General features: G+C 71.0%; 17 protein-coding genes. 9 read left to right on the top strand and 8 right to left on the bottom strand.

What is annotated here, in order from left to right; all coding sequences use genetic code 11:
* Positions 1 to 9 precede the first annotated feature (9 nt).
* Positions 10 to 645, top strand: coding sequence for a CG0192-related protein (locus tag ACLJOK_RS25905; protein WP_410821184.1), 636 nt, complete (start codon positions 10 to 12; stop codon positions 643 to 645).
* A 45-nt stretch (positions 646 to 690) separates the two neighbouring features.
* On the opposite strand, the gene ACLJOK_RS25910 is transcribed toward ACLJOK_RS25905, so the two are convergent.
* Positions 691 to 2,727, bottom strand: coding sequence for a glycosyl hydrolase family 28-related protein (locus tag ACLJOK_RS25910; protein ID WP_410821185.1), 2,037 nt, complete (start codon positions 2,725 to 2,727; stop codon positions 691 to 693).
* 219 nt (positions 2,728 to 2,946) lie between these two features.
* Between ACLJOK_RS25910 and ACLJOK_RS25915 the strand changes: the two genes are divergently transcribed.
* Together ACLJOK_RS25915 and ACLJOK_RS25920 are read left to right on the top strand one after the other, a co-directional pair.
* On the top strand, positions 2,947 to 4,041 hold the full coding sequence (locus ACLJOK_RS25915; protein WP_410821186.1) for an NYN domain-containing protein: 1,095 nt from the start codon (positions 2,947 to 2,949) through the stop codon (positions 4,039 to 4,041).
* Positions 4,042 to 4,338: 297 nt separating this feature from the next.
* Entirely contained in the window at positions 4,339 to 4,560 is a 222-nt protein-coding gene (locus ACLJOK_RS25920) for a hypothetical protein (protein WP_030335934.1), read from the top strand.
* A 92-nt stretch (positions 4,561 to 4,652) separates the two neighbouring features.
* Here the strand turns inward: ACLJOK_RS25920 and ACLJOK_RS25925 are convergent, their stop codons facing one another.
* Together ACLJOK_RS25925 and ACLJOK_RS25930 are read right to left on the bottom strand one after the other, a co-directional pair.
* Positions 4,653 to 4,862, bottom strand: coding sequence for a DUF397 domain-containing protein (locus ACLJOK_RS25925; RefSeq protein WP_410821187.1), 210 nt, complete (start codon positions 4,860 to 4,862; stop codon positions 4,653 to 4,655).
* Positions 4,855 to 5,721, bottom strand: a complete 867-nt coding sequence (locus ACLJOK_RS25930; RefSeq protein ID WP_410821188.1) for a helix-turn-helix domain-containing protein — start codon at positions 5,719 to 5,721, stop codon at positions 4,855 to 4,857. Before ACLJOK_RS25930 ends, ACLJOK_RS25925 begins: the two co-directional genes overlap by 8 nt.
* Positions 5,722 to 6,097: 376 nt before the next feature.
* On the opposite strand from ACLJOK_RS25930, the gene ACLJOK_RS25935 reads away from it, so the two are divergent.
* Positions 6,098 to 6,352 carry a hypothetical protein gene (locus ACLJOK_RS25935; RefSeq protein WP_410821189.1) on the top strand — a complete coding sequence of 85 codons (255 nt, stop codon included), beginning with the start codon at positions 6,098 to 6,100 and terminating at the stop codon, positions 6,350 to 6,352.
* A gap of 129 nt (positions 6,353 to 6,481) precedes the next feature.
* Entirely contained in the window at positions 6,482 to 6,640 is a 159-nt protein-coding gene (locus tag ACLJOK_RS25940) for a hypothetical protein (protein WP_410821190.1), read from the top strand.
* Positions 6,641 to 6,681: 41 nt separating this feature from the next.
* Here ACLJOK_RS25940 and ACLJOK_RS25945 read toward each other — a convergent pair whose 3' ends face one another.
* The 4 genes from ACLJOK_RS25945 to ACLJOK_RS25960 all read right to left on the bottom strand — a co-directional run bounded on the left by ACLJOK_RS25945 (position 6,682) and on the right by ACLJOK_RS25960 (position 10,580).
* On the bottom strand, positions 6,682 to 7,230 hold the full coding sequence (locus ACLJOK_RS25945) for a DUF1062 domain-containing protein (protein WP_410821191.1): 549 nt from the start codon (positions 7,228 to 7,230) through the stop codon (positions 6,682 to 6,684).
* 240 nt (positions 7,231 to 7,470) lie between these two features.
* Positions 7,471 to 8,532: a Gfo/Idh/MocA family oxidoreductase gene (locus tag ACLJOK_RS25950; RefSeq protein WP_410821192.1), complete on the bottom strand. Its 1,062-nt coding sequence runs from the start codon at positions 8,530 to 8,532 to the stop codon at positions 7,471 to 7,473.
* A gap of 102 nt (positions 8,533 to 8,634) precedes the next feature.
* Positions 8,635 to 9,300 carry a response regulator transcription factor gene (locus ACLJOK_RS25955; RefSeq protein WP_354942207.1) on the bottom strand — a complete coding sequence of 222 codons (666 nt, stop codon included), beginning with the start codon at positions 9,298 to 9,300 and terminating at the stop codon, positions 8,635 to 8,637.
* Complete coding sequence (locus ACLJOK_RS25960; protein ID WP_410821193.1) at positions 9,288 to 10,580, bottom strand: sensor domain-containing protein; 1,293 nt, start codon at positions 10,578 to 10,580, stop codon at positions 9,288 to 9,290. Before ACLJOK_RS25960 ends, ACLJOK_RS25955 begins: the two co-directional genes overlap by 13 nt.
* A 163-nt stretch (positions 10,581 to 10,743) precedes the next feature.
* Here ACLJOK_RS25960 and ACLJOK_RS25965 point away from each other — a divergent pair, with 163 nt between their 5' ends.
* From ACLJOK_RS25965 to ACLJOK_RS25975, 3 genes are all read left to right on the top strand, one after another.
* Positions 10,744 to 11,439, top strand: a complete 696-nt coding sequence (locus ACLJOK_RS25965) for an SDR family NAD(P)-dependent oxidoreductase (protein ID WP_410821194.1) — start codon at positions 10,744 to 10,746, stop codon at positions 11,437 to 11,439.
* Positions 11,433 to 13,067 carry an MFS transporter gene (locus ACLJOK_RS25970; protein WP_410821195.1) on the top strand — a complete coding sequence of 545 codons (1,635 nt, stop codon included), beginning with the start codon at positions 11,433 to 11,435 and terminating at the stop codon, positions 13,065 to 13,067. Before ACLJOK_RS25965 ends, ACLJOK_RS25970 begins: the two co-directional genes overlap by 7 nt.
* Before the next feature lie 79 nt (positions 13,068 to 13,146).
* On the top strand, positions 13,147 to 13,914 hold the full coding sequence (locus tag ACLJOK_RS25975; protein ID WP_112623334.1) for a TetR/AcrR family transcriptional regulator: 768 nt from the start codon (positions 13,147 to 13,149) through the stop codon (positions 13,912 to 13,914).
* A 6-nt stretch (positions 13,915 to 13,920) separates the two neighbouring features.
* Here the strand turns inward: ACLJOK_RS25975 and ACLJOK_RS25980 are convergent, their stop codons facing one another.
* On the bottom strand, positions 13,921 to 14,739 hold the full coding sequence (locus ACLJOK_RS25980; protein WP_410821196.1) for a helix-turn-helix transcriptional regulator: 819 nt from the start codon (positions 14,737 to 14,739) through the stop codon (positions 13,921 to 13,923).
* 131 nt (positions 14,740 to 14,870) lie between these two features.
* Between ACLJOK_RS25980 and ACLJOK_RS25985 the strand changes: the two genes are divergently transcribed.
* Positions 14,871 to 15,812, top strand: coding sequence for an SDR family NAD(P)-dependent oxidoreductase (locus ACLJOK_RS25985; RefSeq protein WP_410821197.1), 942 nt, complete (start codon positions 14,871 to 14,873; stop codon positions 15,810 to 15,812).
* The last annotated feature ends 37 nt before the right edge of the window (positions 15,813 to 15,849 follow it).

Consider the following 15,849-nt stretch of genomic DNA (forward strand, 5'->3'; position numbering starts at 1 on the left):
GCTGCCGTCATGGCACTGCTGCACAGGGCGACCCTGCACCCCACGAAGCTGGACCTGCTGACGGCCTGGCTGCCCGGCCGACAGTGGTTCGCCGGACCGACCGGCGTCGAACTGGTGAGCCGGGGCGCCTACCGCTTCGACGACCCGGCCGGCGAGGTCGGCATCGAGACGATGCTGGTCGGTGCCGCCGACGGGCCGGTCCACCATGTTCCGCTCACCTACCGCGCCGCGCCCCTCGACGGTGCGGACGGGTGGCTGGTCGGCACCACCGAGCACTCGGTGCTCGGCCGGCGCTGGGTGTACGACGGCTGCGTCGACCCGGTGTACGCCGCCGCGCTCGCCCACGCGATCCTCACCGGCAGCGGTCAGGCGGAGCAGTACTTCGAGGTCGACGGCCGGCGCGAGGTGCGTGAACCGACGGTGACGGTCGTCGTCGACGGCGCCGCCGACGCCCAGGTACCGACCGTGGGCGCGGTGCGACGGGTGGTCGACGAGGACCGCACGCTCATCGACACCGGCACCGTCGAGCTGGTCGTCGTGCGCAGGCCCGGGGCCGGGGCAGACGGGCCGGCCGGGGGCATGCTGAGCGGCAGATGGCACGGTCAGTCCACCACGGTGCCGCTGGCGTACGTCAGGACGCGCTGATCTGTGCGCGGTGGGCGGCCCGATCGCTCGGGCCGCCCACCGCTGTCACCACTGCGCCGGAGGCGGGGGCGGCGAGACGGGCGGCCGGTCGTCGCAGGTGATGGTGTTGGGCAGCAGCCACGGCGCGAGCCACCCGCCGTCGTTACCGCCGAGGTCGGTCAGTGTGAACTCCGAACCGGCCGGGGTGAAGTGGAACGATCCGCAGTTGTTGACGCCTACCGCGCCGACGTTGCGGGCGTCCACGTTGGCGAACGAGGCCGACCCGGCCGCGCGGGCGCTGACCACCGAGGTGCCGGTGCCGTCGACCCGGACGTCCCGGAACCGCGCATCGGAGATCGAGTAGAGATCCTTCACCGGCCAGTCGCTGACCAGCATGATCGCGTTGTACGTGTTGTCCAGGTACGCGTCGCCGGTCACCTCGATGGGCGCCTCGATGCTGCGATCCAGGGCGAAGACCCAGATCGCGCCCAGCCCGATGTTCCAGTTCAGCTCGTACGTGCCGGCGCGGGCGGTGGTGTTGTTGGTGAACCGCAGGTACCCGGTGAACGGCTCCGCGCCGAAGCGGGCCCCGGCGTGCAGGCCGCTGCCCTCGCGTACCGGGTCGGCGACCAGGTTGTGCGAGACGGTGGTGTCGGTGCCGCCGTAGATGGCGATGCCGTTGGCCAGGGTCGGTGACTGCACTGTGTTGTGGTCGAACGTGTTCCGCGCGTTGGCCGTCTTCTCCGACCACATCGCCAGGCCGTCGTCGCCGGTGTTGCGGACGAAGTTGTGCGACACCAGGGAGTCGGTCACGCCGGTGTGGAAGTTGAGCGCGTCGGCGATCTGGTCGACGATGATGTTGTTGGTGACCCGGACGTTGCGCATCGGGCCGTCGAACCACAGGCCCGCCTTGGTGTGGTGCAGGTAGAGCCCGTCGATGGTGGAGTCGCTCATCGCTCCGCCGATCGCGTTGACCTGGTCGGTGTCGATGCGCTCCCGCACGTCGCCCTCGATGGCGAAGCCGGAGAGGTGCACGTTACGGCTGCCGCCGTCGGCGGCGTCCCGACCGTAGAACCCGACTCCGGTGTGCACCGAGCCGTCCGGCGCGGGAGTCGGCAGGGCGACCTCGCGGCCCTTGATGGTGGTGTACCAGTTGCCGGCGCCCTCGATGGTCACGTCGTCGACGATGATGTGCCGGTTGACCTGGTAGGTGCCTGGCGGGATGTACACCTTGAGGTGGGCGCGCCGAGCGAAGGCGACGGCCCGGTCCAGCGCGTCGGCGGAATCCCGCCGGCCGGTGGGGTCGGCGCCGAAGGCGAGCACGTTCGCGGCGAGCAGCCGGACGTGCGGCGGCGCGACCAACTCGGAGTCGAGCAGGTCGATGACCGTCCACGCGGCGGCGCTACCGGGCGGCGCGGTGAGCCGTACCTTGTCGCCGGCCCGGTAGGTACGCCCGAGCAGCAGCCGCTGCTCGTCGTAGAAGTGGGTGGGCCGGAACGGCTTGTCGATGGTCGGGGACGGCGTGGTGGCCGACGGCACGCACTGGCACTCGGTGATCCACCAGTCCGGGTGCAGCAGCCCGGCCTGCGGGTCGTTGGTGAACGGGTACTGATTGTAGAGCCACGAGTACTGCGAGGTGAGCGTCATGGTGCGCAGGTGCTTGCCGTTGACGGCGACCTTCAGCGGCGCGGTGATCCCACCACCCTGCGGCGCATCCGGGATGCTGTACCGCACGGTGATCCCGTTCGCCGCGCTGGGCAGGACGAACTCCACGTACTCCCCGGGGGCGAGCCGGACCGCCCGGCGGCCGGAAGCCTCCGCGGGCAGCGTGTATGCGGACCGGTCGGGTCCGATGATCTCGCCGTTGGTGCGGGCGTTCTCCGCTTCCTGCTCGAGGAAGTCGACGTCCGCTCCGCGTCCGGCGACCAGCGCCGGATCGAGGGCGGCCCGGGTGACCACCGGCTGCGCGCCAGCGGATCCGGGTGGACTGGCGGCGGCGGCGGTGGGTCCGGCGACCAGCACGGCGAGACCGGCCGCGAGCGCGACGGCGGTGCCGCTGGGCCGGCCGGGGCGTCCCCGCGCCGGCGTGAGGCTGCGAAACATCGGTGACCCTCCTGGGTGGGTGGTGGTGGAGGTCCGCCTGGCGCTCCCCCGACGCCCGACATTGATCGTCATGATGCAGCACCAGACATGGCACTGCAAGACACCTATCGAACATTGAAATTAAACGACTATCAGGCCGCAAGAAATGGACGGTCGTCGAGTTGAGGTGTCGCGCGTCGCCCGCCCCGACCAGCTCAGGCCCGGCGTAGGCTGGTCCGCGTGGATCAAGAAGACCGGATTGCCCTCTTCCTCGACTATGAGAACCTCGCGTTGGGCGCGCGCGACCATCGCGGCGGCGCGGCCTTCGACTTCCGGCCCATCGCCGACGCGCTGGCCGAACGAGGTCGGGTGGTGGTCCGCCGGGCGTACGCCGACTGGTCCTACTTCGACGAGGACCGCCGAATGCTCACCCGGTCCCACGTCGAGCTGATCGAGATCCCGCAGCGGATGGGCGCGTCCCGTAAGAACGCCGCGGACATCAAGATGGCCGTCGACGCCATCGAGTTGGCGTTCGAACGCGACTACATCTCCACCTTTGTGATCTGTAGTGGTGACAGCGACTTCACCCCGCTGGTGCACAAGCTGCGCGAGCTGAACAAGCGGGTCATCGGCGTCGGGGTCGAGGGGTCCACCTCGGGCCTGCTCCCGCCGGCGTGTGACGAGTTCCTGTACTACGACCGGCTGGAGGGCGTGGACATTCCGCCGGCCCGTGGCCGGCGCGCTCGTCCCACCACCCGGCAGGCCGGCGCGGAGCAGCGCCCACCCGAGCCGGAGCGGGAGCACGAGCCGGAGGTGGACCGCCGGCCGACGGGGGAGGAGCCCGGCCGCGACGTGGACGCCCTCGCCGTGTTCGTCGCCCAGTCGGTCGCCGGGTTGCAGGGCAGCGCCAACGGTGAGGTCACCGCCTCCCGGCTCAAGCGGACCCTGCTGCGCAAGGACCCCACCTTCAGCGAGTCCGACTACGGCTTCCGCACCTTCGGCGAACTGCTGCGCCACCTCGCCGAGCGCAACGTGATCGAGCTGGCCGAGGGGCCGGCGAAGGGTGACCCCGAGGTCTCACTGCCCGAGCACGGCGACCGGGAGGTGGCCTTCGGTCTACTCCGGGGCGTCGTGGCGGACCTGGGTAGCGGCGGTAACCCGGTGGCGTTGTCCGGGTTGAAGAACCAGGTACGCCGGGCCCGCCCCGACTTCAGCGAAAAGAAGCTCGGCTACCGCAGCTTCCTCCAGTTCTGCAAGGCTGCCGCCACCGCCGGCGTACTGGACCTGCGGTGGAGCCCCGAAGCCGACGACTACCTCCTGACAACCCAAACCTGACCACCGCGCCCTTCTCGCGTTGCTCGCCCTTCTCGCGTTGATCAAGAGGTTTGCGTCACCCGGGTAGGGGATTCGTGACGCAAACCTCTTGATCAACAACGGCTGGGGGTGGGGGTTGCGGCGAGGGGGCAGAGTGGGACGGGGTTCCTGATTCGCAAGTCAGGAGCGGCAGAACCGTCCGTTATGGTTTCGAACCGTCAACGGTTGGGCCGAAATGCGCCTGGAATGTCGCTCTTGCCCCGGTCCGGGCATACCTGCGCCGTACCCTCGGCGCGGGAATTGCTATACGGTCGGCGAATGAAGGTGGAGGAACACTGGTGGAACGGAGACACGACCCCGCGCGGGCGCCGGGACGTGTACATCCGTACTGACGGGCAGGGTTGGGAGGTCCGCGCCCAGATCGGTGGGGCGTCGGGTCGTGAGCGGGTGCAGCAGTGCCCCAGCCGGGCCTCGGCGGCCATCCTCGCCGACGCCTGGCGCGGCACCCACCCATCCTGGCGCGAGCTAAAGCAGCGCTGATCCGGCACCGGGCCGGGTCGGCAACGCTCCCGGGCTTCAGCCCGGCGCGCCCGCCGACCGGCCCGGCGCTCGGTAACCCCTCACCACCTCGGCTACGGTCGGGCGCGGCTCAGCCGATTGGTGCGGGTCGCCCCCACGAAGGTGCTCCACTGCTCGGGACGGAAACGCAGCGCCGGGCCTGACGCATCCTTGCTGTCCCGAACTCCGATCACGTCGGGCAGGTTGTCAGCCACCTCGACGCAGTTTCCCTGGGCGCTGCTGCGGGTGCTCTTGCGCCAGGTGACGCCGGTCAGATCAGTCATGGTGTTTCTCCTTGATTTTCTGCATGAGCTCGCGGGACTTCGGCACACTCAACGCCTCAGACGTGAGCGTCTTCCAGACGGCGGCGTACGCCTTGACCTCTTCGATCCGGTCCAGATAAAGGGCGCCGGACAATCCCTCGCTGTACACGGTTGTCGGCTCCGCGGACCTGGCACCGCTGGTCGGGAAATCGAGGATGACGAAGCTGCCAACCACCGCTACCTGACTCAATCTGCTGCGGAGTGGCAGAAGCCTGATGGACATGTTGGGTGTGTCGCTGGCATCGAGGAGCCGAGCTATCTGGTCGGCCATGCCGGGAACGGACCGGTGTAGTAGCGCCTCCTCCAGAATCACGTCCAGCGTGGGGGCGGCCGGTCTCTTCCTGGTGAGGATCCGCTGTCGCTCGATCCGTAGCTCGACCAGCTTGGCCACCTCCTCGTCCGAATTTTCGGACCGACTCCGTCCTACCTCAGATGCGTACTGCGGCGTCTGCAACAGGCCGGGTACCAGGGCATGCTCATAGGTCCGTATGCGGCTGGCCGCTGATTCAAGGCCCACGTACAGCTCGAACCACCTCGGAATGATCTCGCCGTAGGCGTGGTACCAACCCTTGCTCTTGGACTCCCGAGCAAGACTCACAAGGACTTCGGTCATGTCGGAGGCGACACCGTAGAGGCGACACATCTGGTCCACGTCCAGCGCTCGGACCGGCGTCTGCCCGGACTCGATCCGGTACATCTTGGCGCGTGACCACTCAAGGTCTGACGCGGCGGCCTCCAGGCCGATCCCTGCCTGCTCCCTGGTCTGCCGCAGCAGCCGACCGAGCTGCCGCCTCGGCACCGTCGAACCAGCCTCGGTCATCCGCACCGTCCTCTCGGTCTCATCCTGATGCGTCTTGCGGCGTCGATTGAGACGCCACACGCATCATTACTTGAAATGCGCCATGCGTAGTGAACGTCTCACGGCGAGTGTTGCAAGAGGAATCACCGCTCCGGGATCGTAGTGGCTATCTGGGCTGGTAAACGGCGCTTCGCCGCCAGTCAATGCCCATCGTCGAGCAAGAGGGGATGACGATGATTGAGCAGTATCGACCCGAGCCTCCGTTCCTCGTGATCATGGCCGGATATGTGATCGACCTTCATCACCGCGACGTCTGCGGCCGGTGCCGACCGGACGGGACGTGCCCCAAGCTGGCCGAGGCCGCCGAGCGCTTGGCGACCTGGCGGGAACGCCGTAGATGAGGCTCCGAGCGGCCGACGTCCTACTGGTCGACCGGTCGGCGAGCCCGCAGTTCGCGGTGCCCATCAGGTTCCGGCTGATTCGGATCCTGCCCCTTGTCACCTACGAAGGCTGGGCATGGCTCGACGGTTATCAGGTAGACGGCAATGGCCTGGCCATTGCCCGCCGGGAGATCTACGTGCAGCCGGCACAACTCCGCAAGCTCGCCATCGCACCGTCGGCCACCCGCTCCCAGGCTTCCTTGATCAGTTGATGAAGAGCAGTTCTGGGCGGGCTTTGACTGCTCTTCATCAAGTAATCAAGGGACGGCGCGCGTGTTCCGTGTCTCCGCCCTCAGGAGGGGTACACGGAGGGCTGCCGGTCGCGCCCGATGGAGGTCCCCATGTCGCAGGGTCCCGACGAGGAGAACCCCAGGCTCGACGAGGAGATCCGGGAGGCCGAGCGCCGGCTCGCCGACCTCGCCACCCCGTCGGACGACGCCCTGACCGACGACGACGCCCGGGCGCCGGACGAGGCCCGCTCCGAGCAGAACGCCGACTAGGGGCCCGCCCGGCGTCATGCCGGACAGGCCCCGATGGCGGGTCAGCGCTTCAGCGTGAAGGTGAAGTCTCCGGAGAGTTTGCCGCTCAACCGAACCGCCGAAACGACCTTCCCCTCCGTGATCAGTCGGTCGACCTCGGCCCGCGACAGACCGCACCCATCAGCGATCAGTCGTGTCGGCCGGACCGGGATCCGCGCTGCGTTGCGGATCGCGACGTCGATCACGTCGAGGTCCAGGTGATCCGTTCCGCCGGTGTCGAGACGCCAGGCGTTGTCCCAATCGAGGACGAATCGGTTTCGGCGCTGGACGCCCGGCTCCTGCAGCAGCTCAGCGGTCAGGCCGGGGTCGTTGGCATGGAGCCGGTCCAGCAGTTCGGGTCGGATGGAGCGCACTGTCATCCGCTCCAGGACGGTGAGCTTCGCCGTCTCCCCGCACGCGGTGCAGAGCGCGAGCAGCCAGGCGTCGAGGAGCTTGTGGTTGGCGTTGACACGGAACTTGCCGCTCGCCCGAAGGCGTTGGGACGCGCACGCATGGCAACGGCGGCGAACGATCGGTAGGCAGGTGGGCACGACGGCCCAATTTTTGAGCACAGAAGTACACCGGTTTCAGTGAGAAGTCCGCAGCAAAAAGGAGCGCGGCGCAGCTGCGCGACGCGCGACAGATCAGCTCTCGGGAGGTCTCACAGGGTGTACAACGGCACGTCCTTGCCTAGACGACCTGGTTGCGCAGCACGGTAACGGCGCGCAGCGGCGCCGTTCCACTGGTTTTCGCGTACGCGTCAGGAGCCCGGGTGGCGGGAGGTGCCCACCGGTCGGGGTGTCAGGCCCCGGTCAGGCGGTCGGGACCGGCAGCACCACGCCCTCGGCAGCCGACTGGTGCGCCAGCTCGATCAACTCGACAGTGTGGACCGAGTCCCGGGGGTCCACCGGCATCGGCGCACCGTCGCGCAGCGCAGCCGCCACCTGTGCGTAGAAGCTCTGGTACGCGCCGGGCTCCGTCGGCACCGGCCGCAGGTCACCGTCGACGCCGAGCAGGCCGTAGCGGTCCGGCGGGACCTCGCCCCAGCCCGGCTGGTCCGGTCGGCCACCGTCGTGCAGCGCTGCCTCCTGCACGTCCAGCCCGTAGCTGGTGTAGCCGGCCTGGTCGCCCAGCACCCGCAGGCGCGGCCCGAGCTGAGCGGTCACCGCGCCCATCCACAGGTGCGAGTGGACCCCGTTGGCGTGGGTCAACGCCACGAAGGCGTCGTCGTCGACGGCTGCGCCCGCGCGGCGGCGGTCCACCTCCGCGTAGACGCGGTCGACCCGGCCGAACAGCTGCACCGCCTGGTCGACGAGGTGGGCGCCGAGGTCGAAGAGGGCGCCGCCGGCCTCCTCCGGACCGGCGAGCTCCCGCCAGCCCGGCTTGATCGTCGGACGGAACCGCTCGAACCGGGACTCGAAGCGCAGCACCTGCCCCAACTTGCCCTGCTCGACCAGGCGGCGGACGGTCAGGAAGTCGCCGTCCCAGCGCCGGTTCTGGAAGACCGTCAGCGGCACCCCACGCTCGGTCGCCTCGTCGATCAGCACGCGGCCCTCCGCGGCGGTCGGGGAGAGGGGCTTGTCGACGACGACCGGCAGGCCGGCGGCGAGAGCCGCGCGCGCCATCGGCACGTGCTGCCGGTTCGGCGTCGCCACCACGACCAGGTCCAGGGCGTCCGGGGTACGCCACAGCTCGTCGGCGTCGTCGACCAGACGGGCGTCCGGGAAGTGCTGTCGCGCCTGCTCGCGTCGCTGCGGATCACGGGTCACGATGGCGTCGAGCCGCAGCCCGGGGGTCGCGGCGATCAGCGGCGCGTGGAACACCCGGCCCGCCAGCCCGTACCCCAGCAGACCAACCCGCAACGCCTTCGCCATGCCGTGCCCCCGTCTCCCTGGTCCGCGCCCTGACCTGGCGCCGGTACCGCTGAGAAGAATCTACGCCGGGGGCGGTAGGGCTCCACCTGGGCCCGGCGCCGCTCAGGTCACCGGGTCGGCGCGCAGGTAGGTGAGGACCGCGAGCACCCGACGGTTGGTGTCGTCGCTGGGCGGCAGGTCGAGCTTCAGCAGGATGTTGCCGACGTGCTTGCCGACCGCCGCCTCGCTGACGTGCAACCGGCCGGCGATCGACGCGTTGGACCGCCCCTCCGCGAGCAGCGCCAACACCTCACGTTCCCGGGCGGACAGCGCGGCGAGCGGGTCGCGGGGGCGGTGCAGAAGTTGCCGAACCACGTCCGGGTCGATGGCGGTGCCGCCGCCGGCGACCCGGCGCAGCGTGTCGACGAACTCGGTGACCTCGGCGACCCGGTCCTTGAGCAGGTAGCCCACCCGTTGGCCGTCGCCGCTGTCCAGCAGCGCCGCCGCGTACCCGGTCTGCACGTACTGACTGAGCACCACGACCGGGAGGTCCGGTCGCTCGGTGCGCAGCGCGACGGCCGCGCGCAGCCCGTCGTCGCGGCGGCCCGGCGGCATCCGGATGTCGGTCAGCACCAGGTCCGGTTGGTGGTCTCGGGCCGCAGCCAGCAGGTCCGGCGCGGAGCCGACGGCCGCGCACACAGTGAAGTCGAAGCGGGTCAGCAGGGCGACCAGACCCTCCCGCAGCAGCACCTCGTCCTCGGCGAGCACCACCCGGGTCACCGACGACATGGCAGCTCCACCCGGACCACTGTAGGCCCGCCGGGCGGGCTGGACAGCAGCAGCCGGCCGTCCACGGCGGCGACCCGGTCGGCGAGCCCGGTCAGGCCGGTGCCCCGGGCCGGGTCGGCGCCGCCGTGACCGTCGTCGGTCACCTCGACGACGAGGTCACCGCCGACCCGGCTGAGGCGTACGTCGGCACGGGTCGCCCGGGCATGCCGGGCCACGTTGCCCAGCGCCTCGGAGACCACGAAGTAGGCGGTCGTCTCCACGATCTCCGGCAGCTCGTCGTACGGGTCGGCGTGCACGGTGACCGGGATGGTGGCGCCGTCGGCCAACTCGCGTACGGCGCCGGCCAGGCCGAGGTCGGTGAGGCTCTGCGGGCGGATGCCGTGCACCAACTGCCGCAGCATCACCATCAGGCCCCGGGCCTGGTCGTGCGCGACGGCGAGCGGTCGGGAGGCGGGAGAGTCCTCGGGTACGTCCAGCCGGGCCAGCCCCAGCTGGAGGGTGAGGCTGGTGAGCCGGGGTTGTGCGCCGTCGTGCAGGTCGCGCTCGATGCGGCGGCGTTCGGCCTCGTACGCGCCGACCAGCCGGGTGCGGGAGCGGGTGACCTCGCGCAGCGCCGCCGCGTCCACCGGGTGGGCCAGCAACCACCGGGCCACGGCTGCCTGGACGGCGGCGAGCAGACCGACGGCGTACCAGAGCACCGGGATCAGCAGCACCCCCACTATCGCGTACGGAATGGCCTCGCCGGTGCTGTCGATCGGCTGCCAGATCACCACCGGCTGGTTGGTGTCGCCGGCCAGCCAGGGGCTGGTGATCATCCCGAGGTCGAGCAGCACCAGCACCAGGAACACCCAGTAGGCGACCGGGGTGAACCCGCCCAGCCAGAACAGGTACGCCACCTCCCGCCAGGTCGCGGCGCTGCGGTAGCGGGCGACCAGGCCCGGCCACGGCGACGGCGCCAGCGGACGACCGTCGACGAGCCCGACCCGCCACCGCTCGACGACGGCCACCGGGAAGCTCACGAGCGGGGCCAACGCCAACAGGGTGAGGCTGCCGGTCGCCAGGAACAGCATCAGCGCGATGCTCGGCGGTCGGCCGTGCAGGCGGAGCCCGTTGGCGGCGGCCAGCAGCGGCGCCCCGATGACGAGCAGCCCCACGCCGAGCACGCCGGCGATCGGCACTGTGGTCACCAGGTAGGCCAGCGCGCGCCAGGGCCACGCGGAGATCAGCCAGCGGCGGCGGCGCAGCGCCTCGGCCAGGTGCGAAGGGTGTTCCGTGGTCATGCAGCAGACGCTAATCGGGGAGCGGCCGGGTGCCCCAGCCGTCCAGATCCACTCTTCGGGGTATGCCCAGCACTACCCGTGAACGGGTGTGCGGGGTCCGGAAACGGGAAGAACGCGCCGTCACGCTGCCCGCGTGACCTGTGCTGGCGGCGGCTGGAGAGACATGGGTGCCAGAACCTTCGTGGTGGTCGGCGGGACCAGCGGTCTCGGCCTCGCGGTGGCCCGACTGCTCGTCGACGAGCATCAGGTGGTGGTGTTCGGCAACGTGCCGGCCGAGGTCGCCGCCGCGACAGACGAGCTGGGTTGCGACGGCGCCGTCTGCGACATCTCCTCCTACGAGCAGGTCCGCGACGGGTTCACCGAGGTGGTCGAGCGCTACGGCACGATCGACGGGGTGGCGGCCTGCGCCTCCATGTGGGCGGGCGGCGACCTGGGGGACCTGTCGGTGGAGCACATCCGCCGGGCCGTGGAGATCAACGTTCTGGGCATCACGTACCTGCTGCGGGAGGCGGTGCAGCACCTGCACCGGCAGGGCCACGGCAACGTCGTCTACATCGGCGCGCTGGCGCTGGCGGCACCCCGGCCGGGCATCCCCGTCTACCGGGCCACCAAGAGCTACGGCAACAGCCTGGTCGACTCGCTGGCCGAGGCCCAGCACAGCAACCGGGTCAAGGTGATGCAGCTGCATCCCGGGCCGATGCCGACGCGTCTACAGGAACGGGTGGGCGCCGAGTTCCTGGACGAGGTGTACGCCATGCCCGAACAGGTCGCCACCGAGGTCGTCCGGCTGCTGCTGCTCGAACCCGACGACCTCTACGTCTCCGGTGAGCGCGTGCTGCGCGCGGACGGGCGGTGGTGACGGCCGCAGCCGGACCCGCCGACCGTCCGGCCTCGGCCTGGGCGCCGCTGCGGACGGCCGTCTACCGCAACCTGTGGCTGGCCCTGCTCGTCGCCAACATCGGCACCTGGATGCAGACCGTCGGCGCGCAGTGGCTGCTGATCAACCACTCCAACGCCTCGACACTTGTCGCGTTGGTGCAGACCGCCAGTCTGCTGCCGGTGCTGCTGCTGGCGCTGCCCGCCGGGGTGCTGGCCGACAGCTTCGACCGCCGGCACCTGCTGATCGCCGTGCAGCTCTTCCTGGTGGCGGTGGCGGTGGCGTTGACACTGCTCACCCTGGCCGGCCGGATGCCGCCGGCGCTGCTGCTCACCCTCACCTTCGCGTTCGGGGTCGGGCAGGCGCTGACCCTGCCGGCCTGGGCGGCGGTGATCCCGGAGCTGGTGCCGCAGGACCAACTGCGGTCGGCGTCCGCGCTCGGTTCGATAAGCGTGAACGTGGCGAGGGCGGTCGGGCCCGCGGTGGCCGGCGTGCTGATCGCCCGTACCGGCGTCGCCCCGGTCTTCGGCATCAACGCGGTCGCCTTCGGGATCTTCGCGTACGCGCTGTGGCGGTGGCGGCCCGGTAACGCCCGCGCGGTCGAGGTGCCCGAGCGGTTCACCGCCGCGTTGCGCGCCGGCAGCCGCTACGTACGCCACTCGCCGACCGTACGCCGGCTGTTGCGCCGTGCGCTGGTCTTCGTGGTCCCGGCCAGCGCGCTGTGGGCGTTGCTGCCGTTGGTGGCGAGTCGGCGACTGGGCCTGGGCTCCGGCGGGTACGGGGTGCTGCTGGCGGCCCTCGGCGTGGGCGCCATCGCGGGTGGCGTGCTGCTGGCCGTGATCCGCACCCGGCTGTCGGCCAACCAGCTCCTGCTGATCGCCGGGGCGCTGTTCACCGTGGCGCTGACAGTGGTCGGCACCGTGCGGGCGGTGCCGCTGGTGCTGCTCGCCCTGCTGCCCGCCGGGATGGCCTGGGTGACGGTGCTGGCCAACGTCAACGCCGAGATGCAGCTCTTCCTGCCCAGTTGGGTACGGGCCCGGGGCCTGGCCGTCTATCAGGTGTGCTTCGCCGGTGGGCAGGCAGCCGGGGCGCTGCTCTGGGGTCTGGTGGCCGAGATGGCCGGGCTGCTCCTCGCGTACCTGGCGGCGGCGGCGCTGATGCTTGTCGGCACCCTGACGAGTCGGATCTGGCCGTTGCCGGACCTGCGGTCGGTGGACCGGGAACCGGCGGCCTACTGGCCGCAACTGCACCTGGCGCACGAGCCGGACCCGGGGGTGGGGCCGGTGCTGGTGACCGTGCAGTACACCGTCCGGCCGGAGCGGACCCAACGGTTCCTGGCGGCGATGGACCTGGTGCGTGGGGCGCGGCAGCGGACCGGCGCGATGCGCTGGGGGCTGTTCCGCCCGGCCGAGACTGTGGACCGGTTCGTCGAGGTGTATCTGGTGCCGTCCTGGGACGAGCACCTGCGTCAGCACGGTGGCCGGTTGACCGGTGAGGATCGCGCGGCTGAGCAACGGGCCCGGGAGTTGACCGACGGGGAGCCGGAGGTCCGACACCTGGTGCCCGCCGCCGCCGGTCCGACGCTGTCCGACGACCGCGAGGCGCTCTGACAGCGCGCGGGGCACCGGGAGCAGCCCGGCGGGCGCGCGAGCGTACTGCGTACGGCCGCGTTGTTAGGATGGCAGCACCATGGCGAGTGAGCGCAAGGCGACCGCGGACCCGGCCCGCAGCCTGGCCCTTCTCTGGCGCACCCGGGAGCCGACCAGCCGCAGCGCCGGTCCGGCGCTCAGCGTCGACCGGATCGTCCGGGTCGCGATCGACATCGCCGACGCCGAGGGGCTCGACGCGCTGACCATGCGCCGGGTCGGTGAGGCGCTGGGGGTCGGCACCATGTCGGTCTACACCTACGTGCCGGGCAAGGCCGAACTCGTCGCCGTCATGATCGACACCGCGTACGGCGAGATGCCGCGCCCCACCGTCGAGGGCGACTGGCGGACCCGGCTGGAGCGGATCGCCCGCGACAATCTGGCGCTCTACCAGCGGCATCCCTGGATGCTGCGGGCCGAGACGACCCGACCGGTGCTCGGCCCGCACCTGATGGCCAAGTACGACTACGAGCTCGGCGCGATCGTCGACATCGGGCTCACCGACGTCGAGGTCGACGCGGTGCTCACCCTCGTGCTCGGTCACGTGAAGAGCGCCGCCCGGGCCGCCTCCGAGGTGGTCGACCTGGAGCGCGAGACCGGCATGACCGACGGTCAGTGGTGGCAGTCGCACGCGCCCTGGCTGGAAACCTTCCTGAAGCCCGGCGCCTACCCGACCGCGTCCCGGGTCGGCACCGCGGCCGGCCAGCAGCACGGCGCAGCGTACGGCCCGGAGTACGCGTTCGAGTTCGGTCTGCAACGCGTCCTCGACGGGATCTCGGTGGTGGTCGCCGAGCGGGCGGCCAGCCGATAGCCAGCCCTAGCGTGCTGCCCGTCTAGCCAGCCGGGCCAGCGAGCGCGCCGACGGGCTGCCCGGCTCGGCGTGGTAGACCACCAGCGACTGGGTGGTGCCGCTGATCGTGAGCTTCTCGTAGCGCAGCGCCAACTCGCCCAGCTCCGGGTGCTGGAACACCCGCACCCCGCCGCCAGCGCGGGCGGTGACGTCATGCCGGGCCCACAGCCGCCGAAACCGCTCGCTGCCGGCCGTCAGCTCCTCCACCAGCTCGATGAGGCGGGGGTCGTCCACCTCGGGGCCGACCTGTGCGCGCAGGCCGGCCACCGCGTTGGCCGCGACCGCCGTCAGAGCCGGGTAGAGCGCCGGCACGCTCGGGTCCAGGAAGACCGCGCGCAACAGGTTCACCCCGGCGGTGAAGATCGGCGCCAGCGCGGTCGCGGCGGAGTTGGCGAAGAGCACGTCCAGGTGTCGACCGTGCACGAAGGCGGGCGTCTCGGCCCACGAGCCGACCAACTGCCGGATGCCCGCCGGCACCCGCTCCGATGGTCGCGCCGCCCGGCGGGAAGGCGCCGGCCGGGCCAGGCCGTGCAGGTGGGCCGCGGCATCGGCGTCCAGCCTCAACGCGCGGGCCAGGGCTTCGATCACCTGCGTCGACGGGTGCCGGTCACGCCCCTGCTCCAACCGCAGGTAGTAGTCGGCGCTGATGCCGGCGAGCAGGGCCGCCTCCTCGCGCCGCAGGCCGGGCACCCGCCGGCGGCCGTGCGCGGGCAGGCCGACGTCACCCGGCCCGATCAGCTCGCGCCGGGCACGCAGGTATTCGCCCAGCGGGCCGGCCGTGCTCACCCGCCCATCGTAGGAGCCGCCACCGACCACCCAGCATGGTCCTGCCACTACCAGGAAAAACAGGGAACCGGCTAGGGCCCGCCGCCGGGGTGACAGTGTCGGGGTAAGCGTGATCGAGAGACGGGACAGCAATGACAGAGCGCATCACGACCCCCTTCGGATTCGCCTCGACCGCCGACGAGGTCATTGCCGGGGTGGACCTGAGCGGCAAGCGGGCCATCATCACCGGCGGTGCCGCCGGTATCGGCATCGAGACGGCCCGTTCGCTCGCTGCCGCCGGCGCCGAGGTCGTGCTCGGGGTCCGCCGGGTCGCGGCCGGTGAGCAGGCCGCCGCCGACATCGCGGCCAGCATCGGCGCGGAGCGGGTCACCGTCCGTGCGCTGGACCTGGCCAACCAGGATTCGGTACGCCAGTTCGTCGCCGGCTGGGACCAGCCGCTGCACATCCTGGTCAACAACGCGGGGATCATGGCGCTGCCCGAGCTGGAGCGCACCGCCGAGGGCTGGGAGATGCAGTTCGCCACCAACTTCATGGGGCACTTCGCGTTGACCGTCGGCCTGCACGACGCCCTCGCCGCGGCCGACGGCGCCCGGGTGGTGTCGATCAGCTCCAGCGGCAACCTCTTCTCCCCGGTGATCTTCGACGACCTGCACTTCGCGTTCCGGCCGTACGACCCGCTGCTGGCCTACGGACAGTCCAAGAGCGCCGAGGCTCTGCTCGCCGTGGAAGCCACCCGCCGCTGGGCCGGCGAGGGCATCTACTCCAACGCGCTGAACCCGGGCGCGATCGCCACCGGGTTGCAGAAGCACACCGGTGGGCTCAAGTCGCCGAAGGAGATGCACAAGACCCCGCAACAGGGTGCGGCGACCTCGGTGCTGCTCGCGGCATCCCCGTTGCTGGACGGTGTCGGCGGTCGCTACTTCGAGGACTGCGCCGAGGCCCCGGTCGTCACCGAGCGGCCCGCCGACTACAGCGGCGTGGCCGCGTACGCGGTCGACCCGGGCAACGCCGAGCGGCTCTGGACCGTGGCGTCCGACCTGATCTCCCAGCGCGGCGTCCCCGCCGGCCGCTGACCACGGCGGCCCGGCTCGGCGGAACCTACCCGGGCCC

This window comes from Micromonospora sp. 050-3 (assembly GCF_046549335.1).
In the GTDB taxonomy this organism is placed as follows: Bacteria; Actinomycetota; Actinomycetes; order Mycobacteriales; family Micromonosporaceae; genus Micromonospora; species Micromonospora trifolii.

Bases quoted from the DNA above. Each gene is read 5' to 3' on its own strand.
- ACLJOK_RS25920 (WP_030335934.1), top strand. From the start codon at position 4,339: ATGAAGGTGGAGGAACACTGGTGGAACGGAGACACGACCCCGCGCGGG.
- ACLJOK_RS25905 (WP_410821184.1), top strand. From the start codon at position 10: ATGGCACTGCTGCACAGGGCGACCCTGCACCCCACGAAGCTGGACCTG.
- ACLJOK_RS25955 (WP_354942207.1), bottom strand. From the start codon at position 9,300: ATGTCGTCGGTGACCCGGGTGGTGCTCGCCGAGGACGAGGTGCTGCTG.
- ACLJOK_RS25975 (WP_112623334.1), top strand. From the start codon at position 13,147: ATGGCGAGTGAGCGCAAGGCGACCGCGGACCCGGCCCGCAGCCTGGCC.
- ACLJOK_RS25950 (WP_410821192.1), bottom strand. From the start codon at position 8,532: ATGGCGAAGGCGTTGCGGGTTGGTCTGCTGGGGTACGGGCTGGCGGGC.
- ACLJOK_RS25960 (WP_410821193.1), bottom strand. From the start codon at position 10,580: ATGACCACGGAACACCCTTCGCACCTGGCCGAGGCGCTGCGCCGCCGC.
- ACLJOK_RS25930 (WP_410821188.1), bottom strand. From the start codon at position 5,721: ATGACCGAGGCTGGTTCGACGGTGCCGAGGCGGCAGCTCGGTCGGCTG.
- ACLJOK_RS25910 (WP_410821185.1), bottom strand. From the start codon at position 2,727: ATGTTTCGCAGCCTCACGCCGGCGCGGGGACGCCCCGGCCGGCCCAGC.
- ACLJOK_RS25925 (WP_410821187.1), bottom strand. From the start codon at position 4,862: ATGACTGATCTGACCGGCGTCACCTGGCGCAAGAGCACCCGCAGCAGC.
- ACLJOK_RS25965 (WP_410821194.1), top strand. From the start codon at position 10,744: ATGGGTGCCAGAACCTTCGTGGTGGTCGGCGGGACCAGCGGTCTCGGC.
- ACLJOK_RS25985 (WP_410821197.1), top strand. From the start codon at position 14,871: ATGACAGAGCGCATCACGACCCCCTTCGGATTCGCCTCGACCGCCGAC.
- ACLJOK_RS25940 (WP_410821190.1), top strand. From the start codon at position 6,482: ATGTCGCAGGGTCCCGACGAGGAGAACCCCAGGCTCGACGAGGAGATC.
- ACLJOK_RS25935 (WP_410821189.1), top strand. From the start codon at position 6,098: ATGAGGCTCCGAGCGGCCGACGTCCTACTGGTCGACCGGTCGGCGAGC.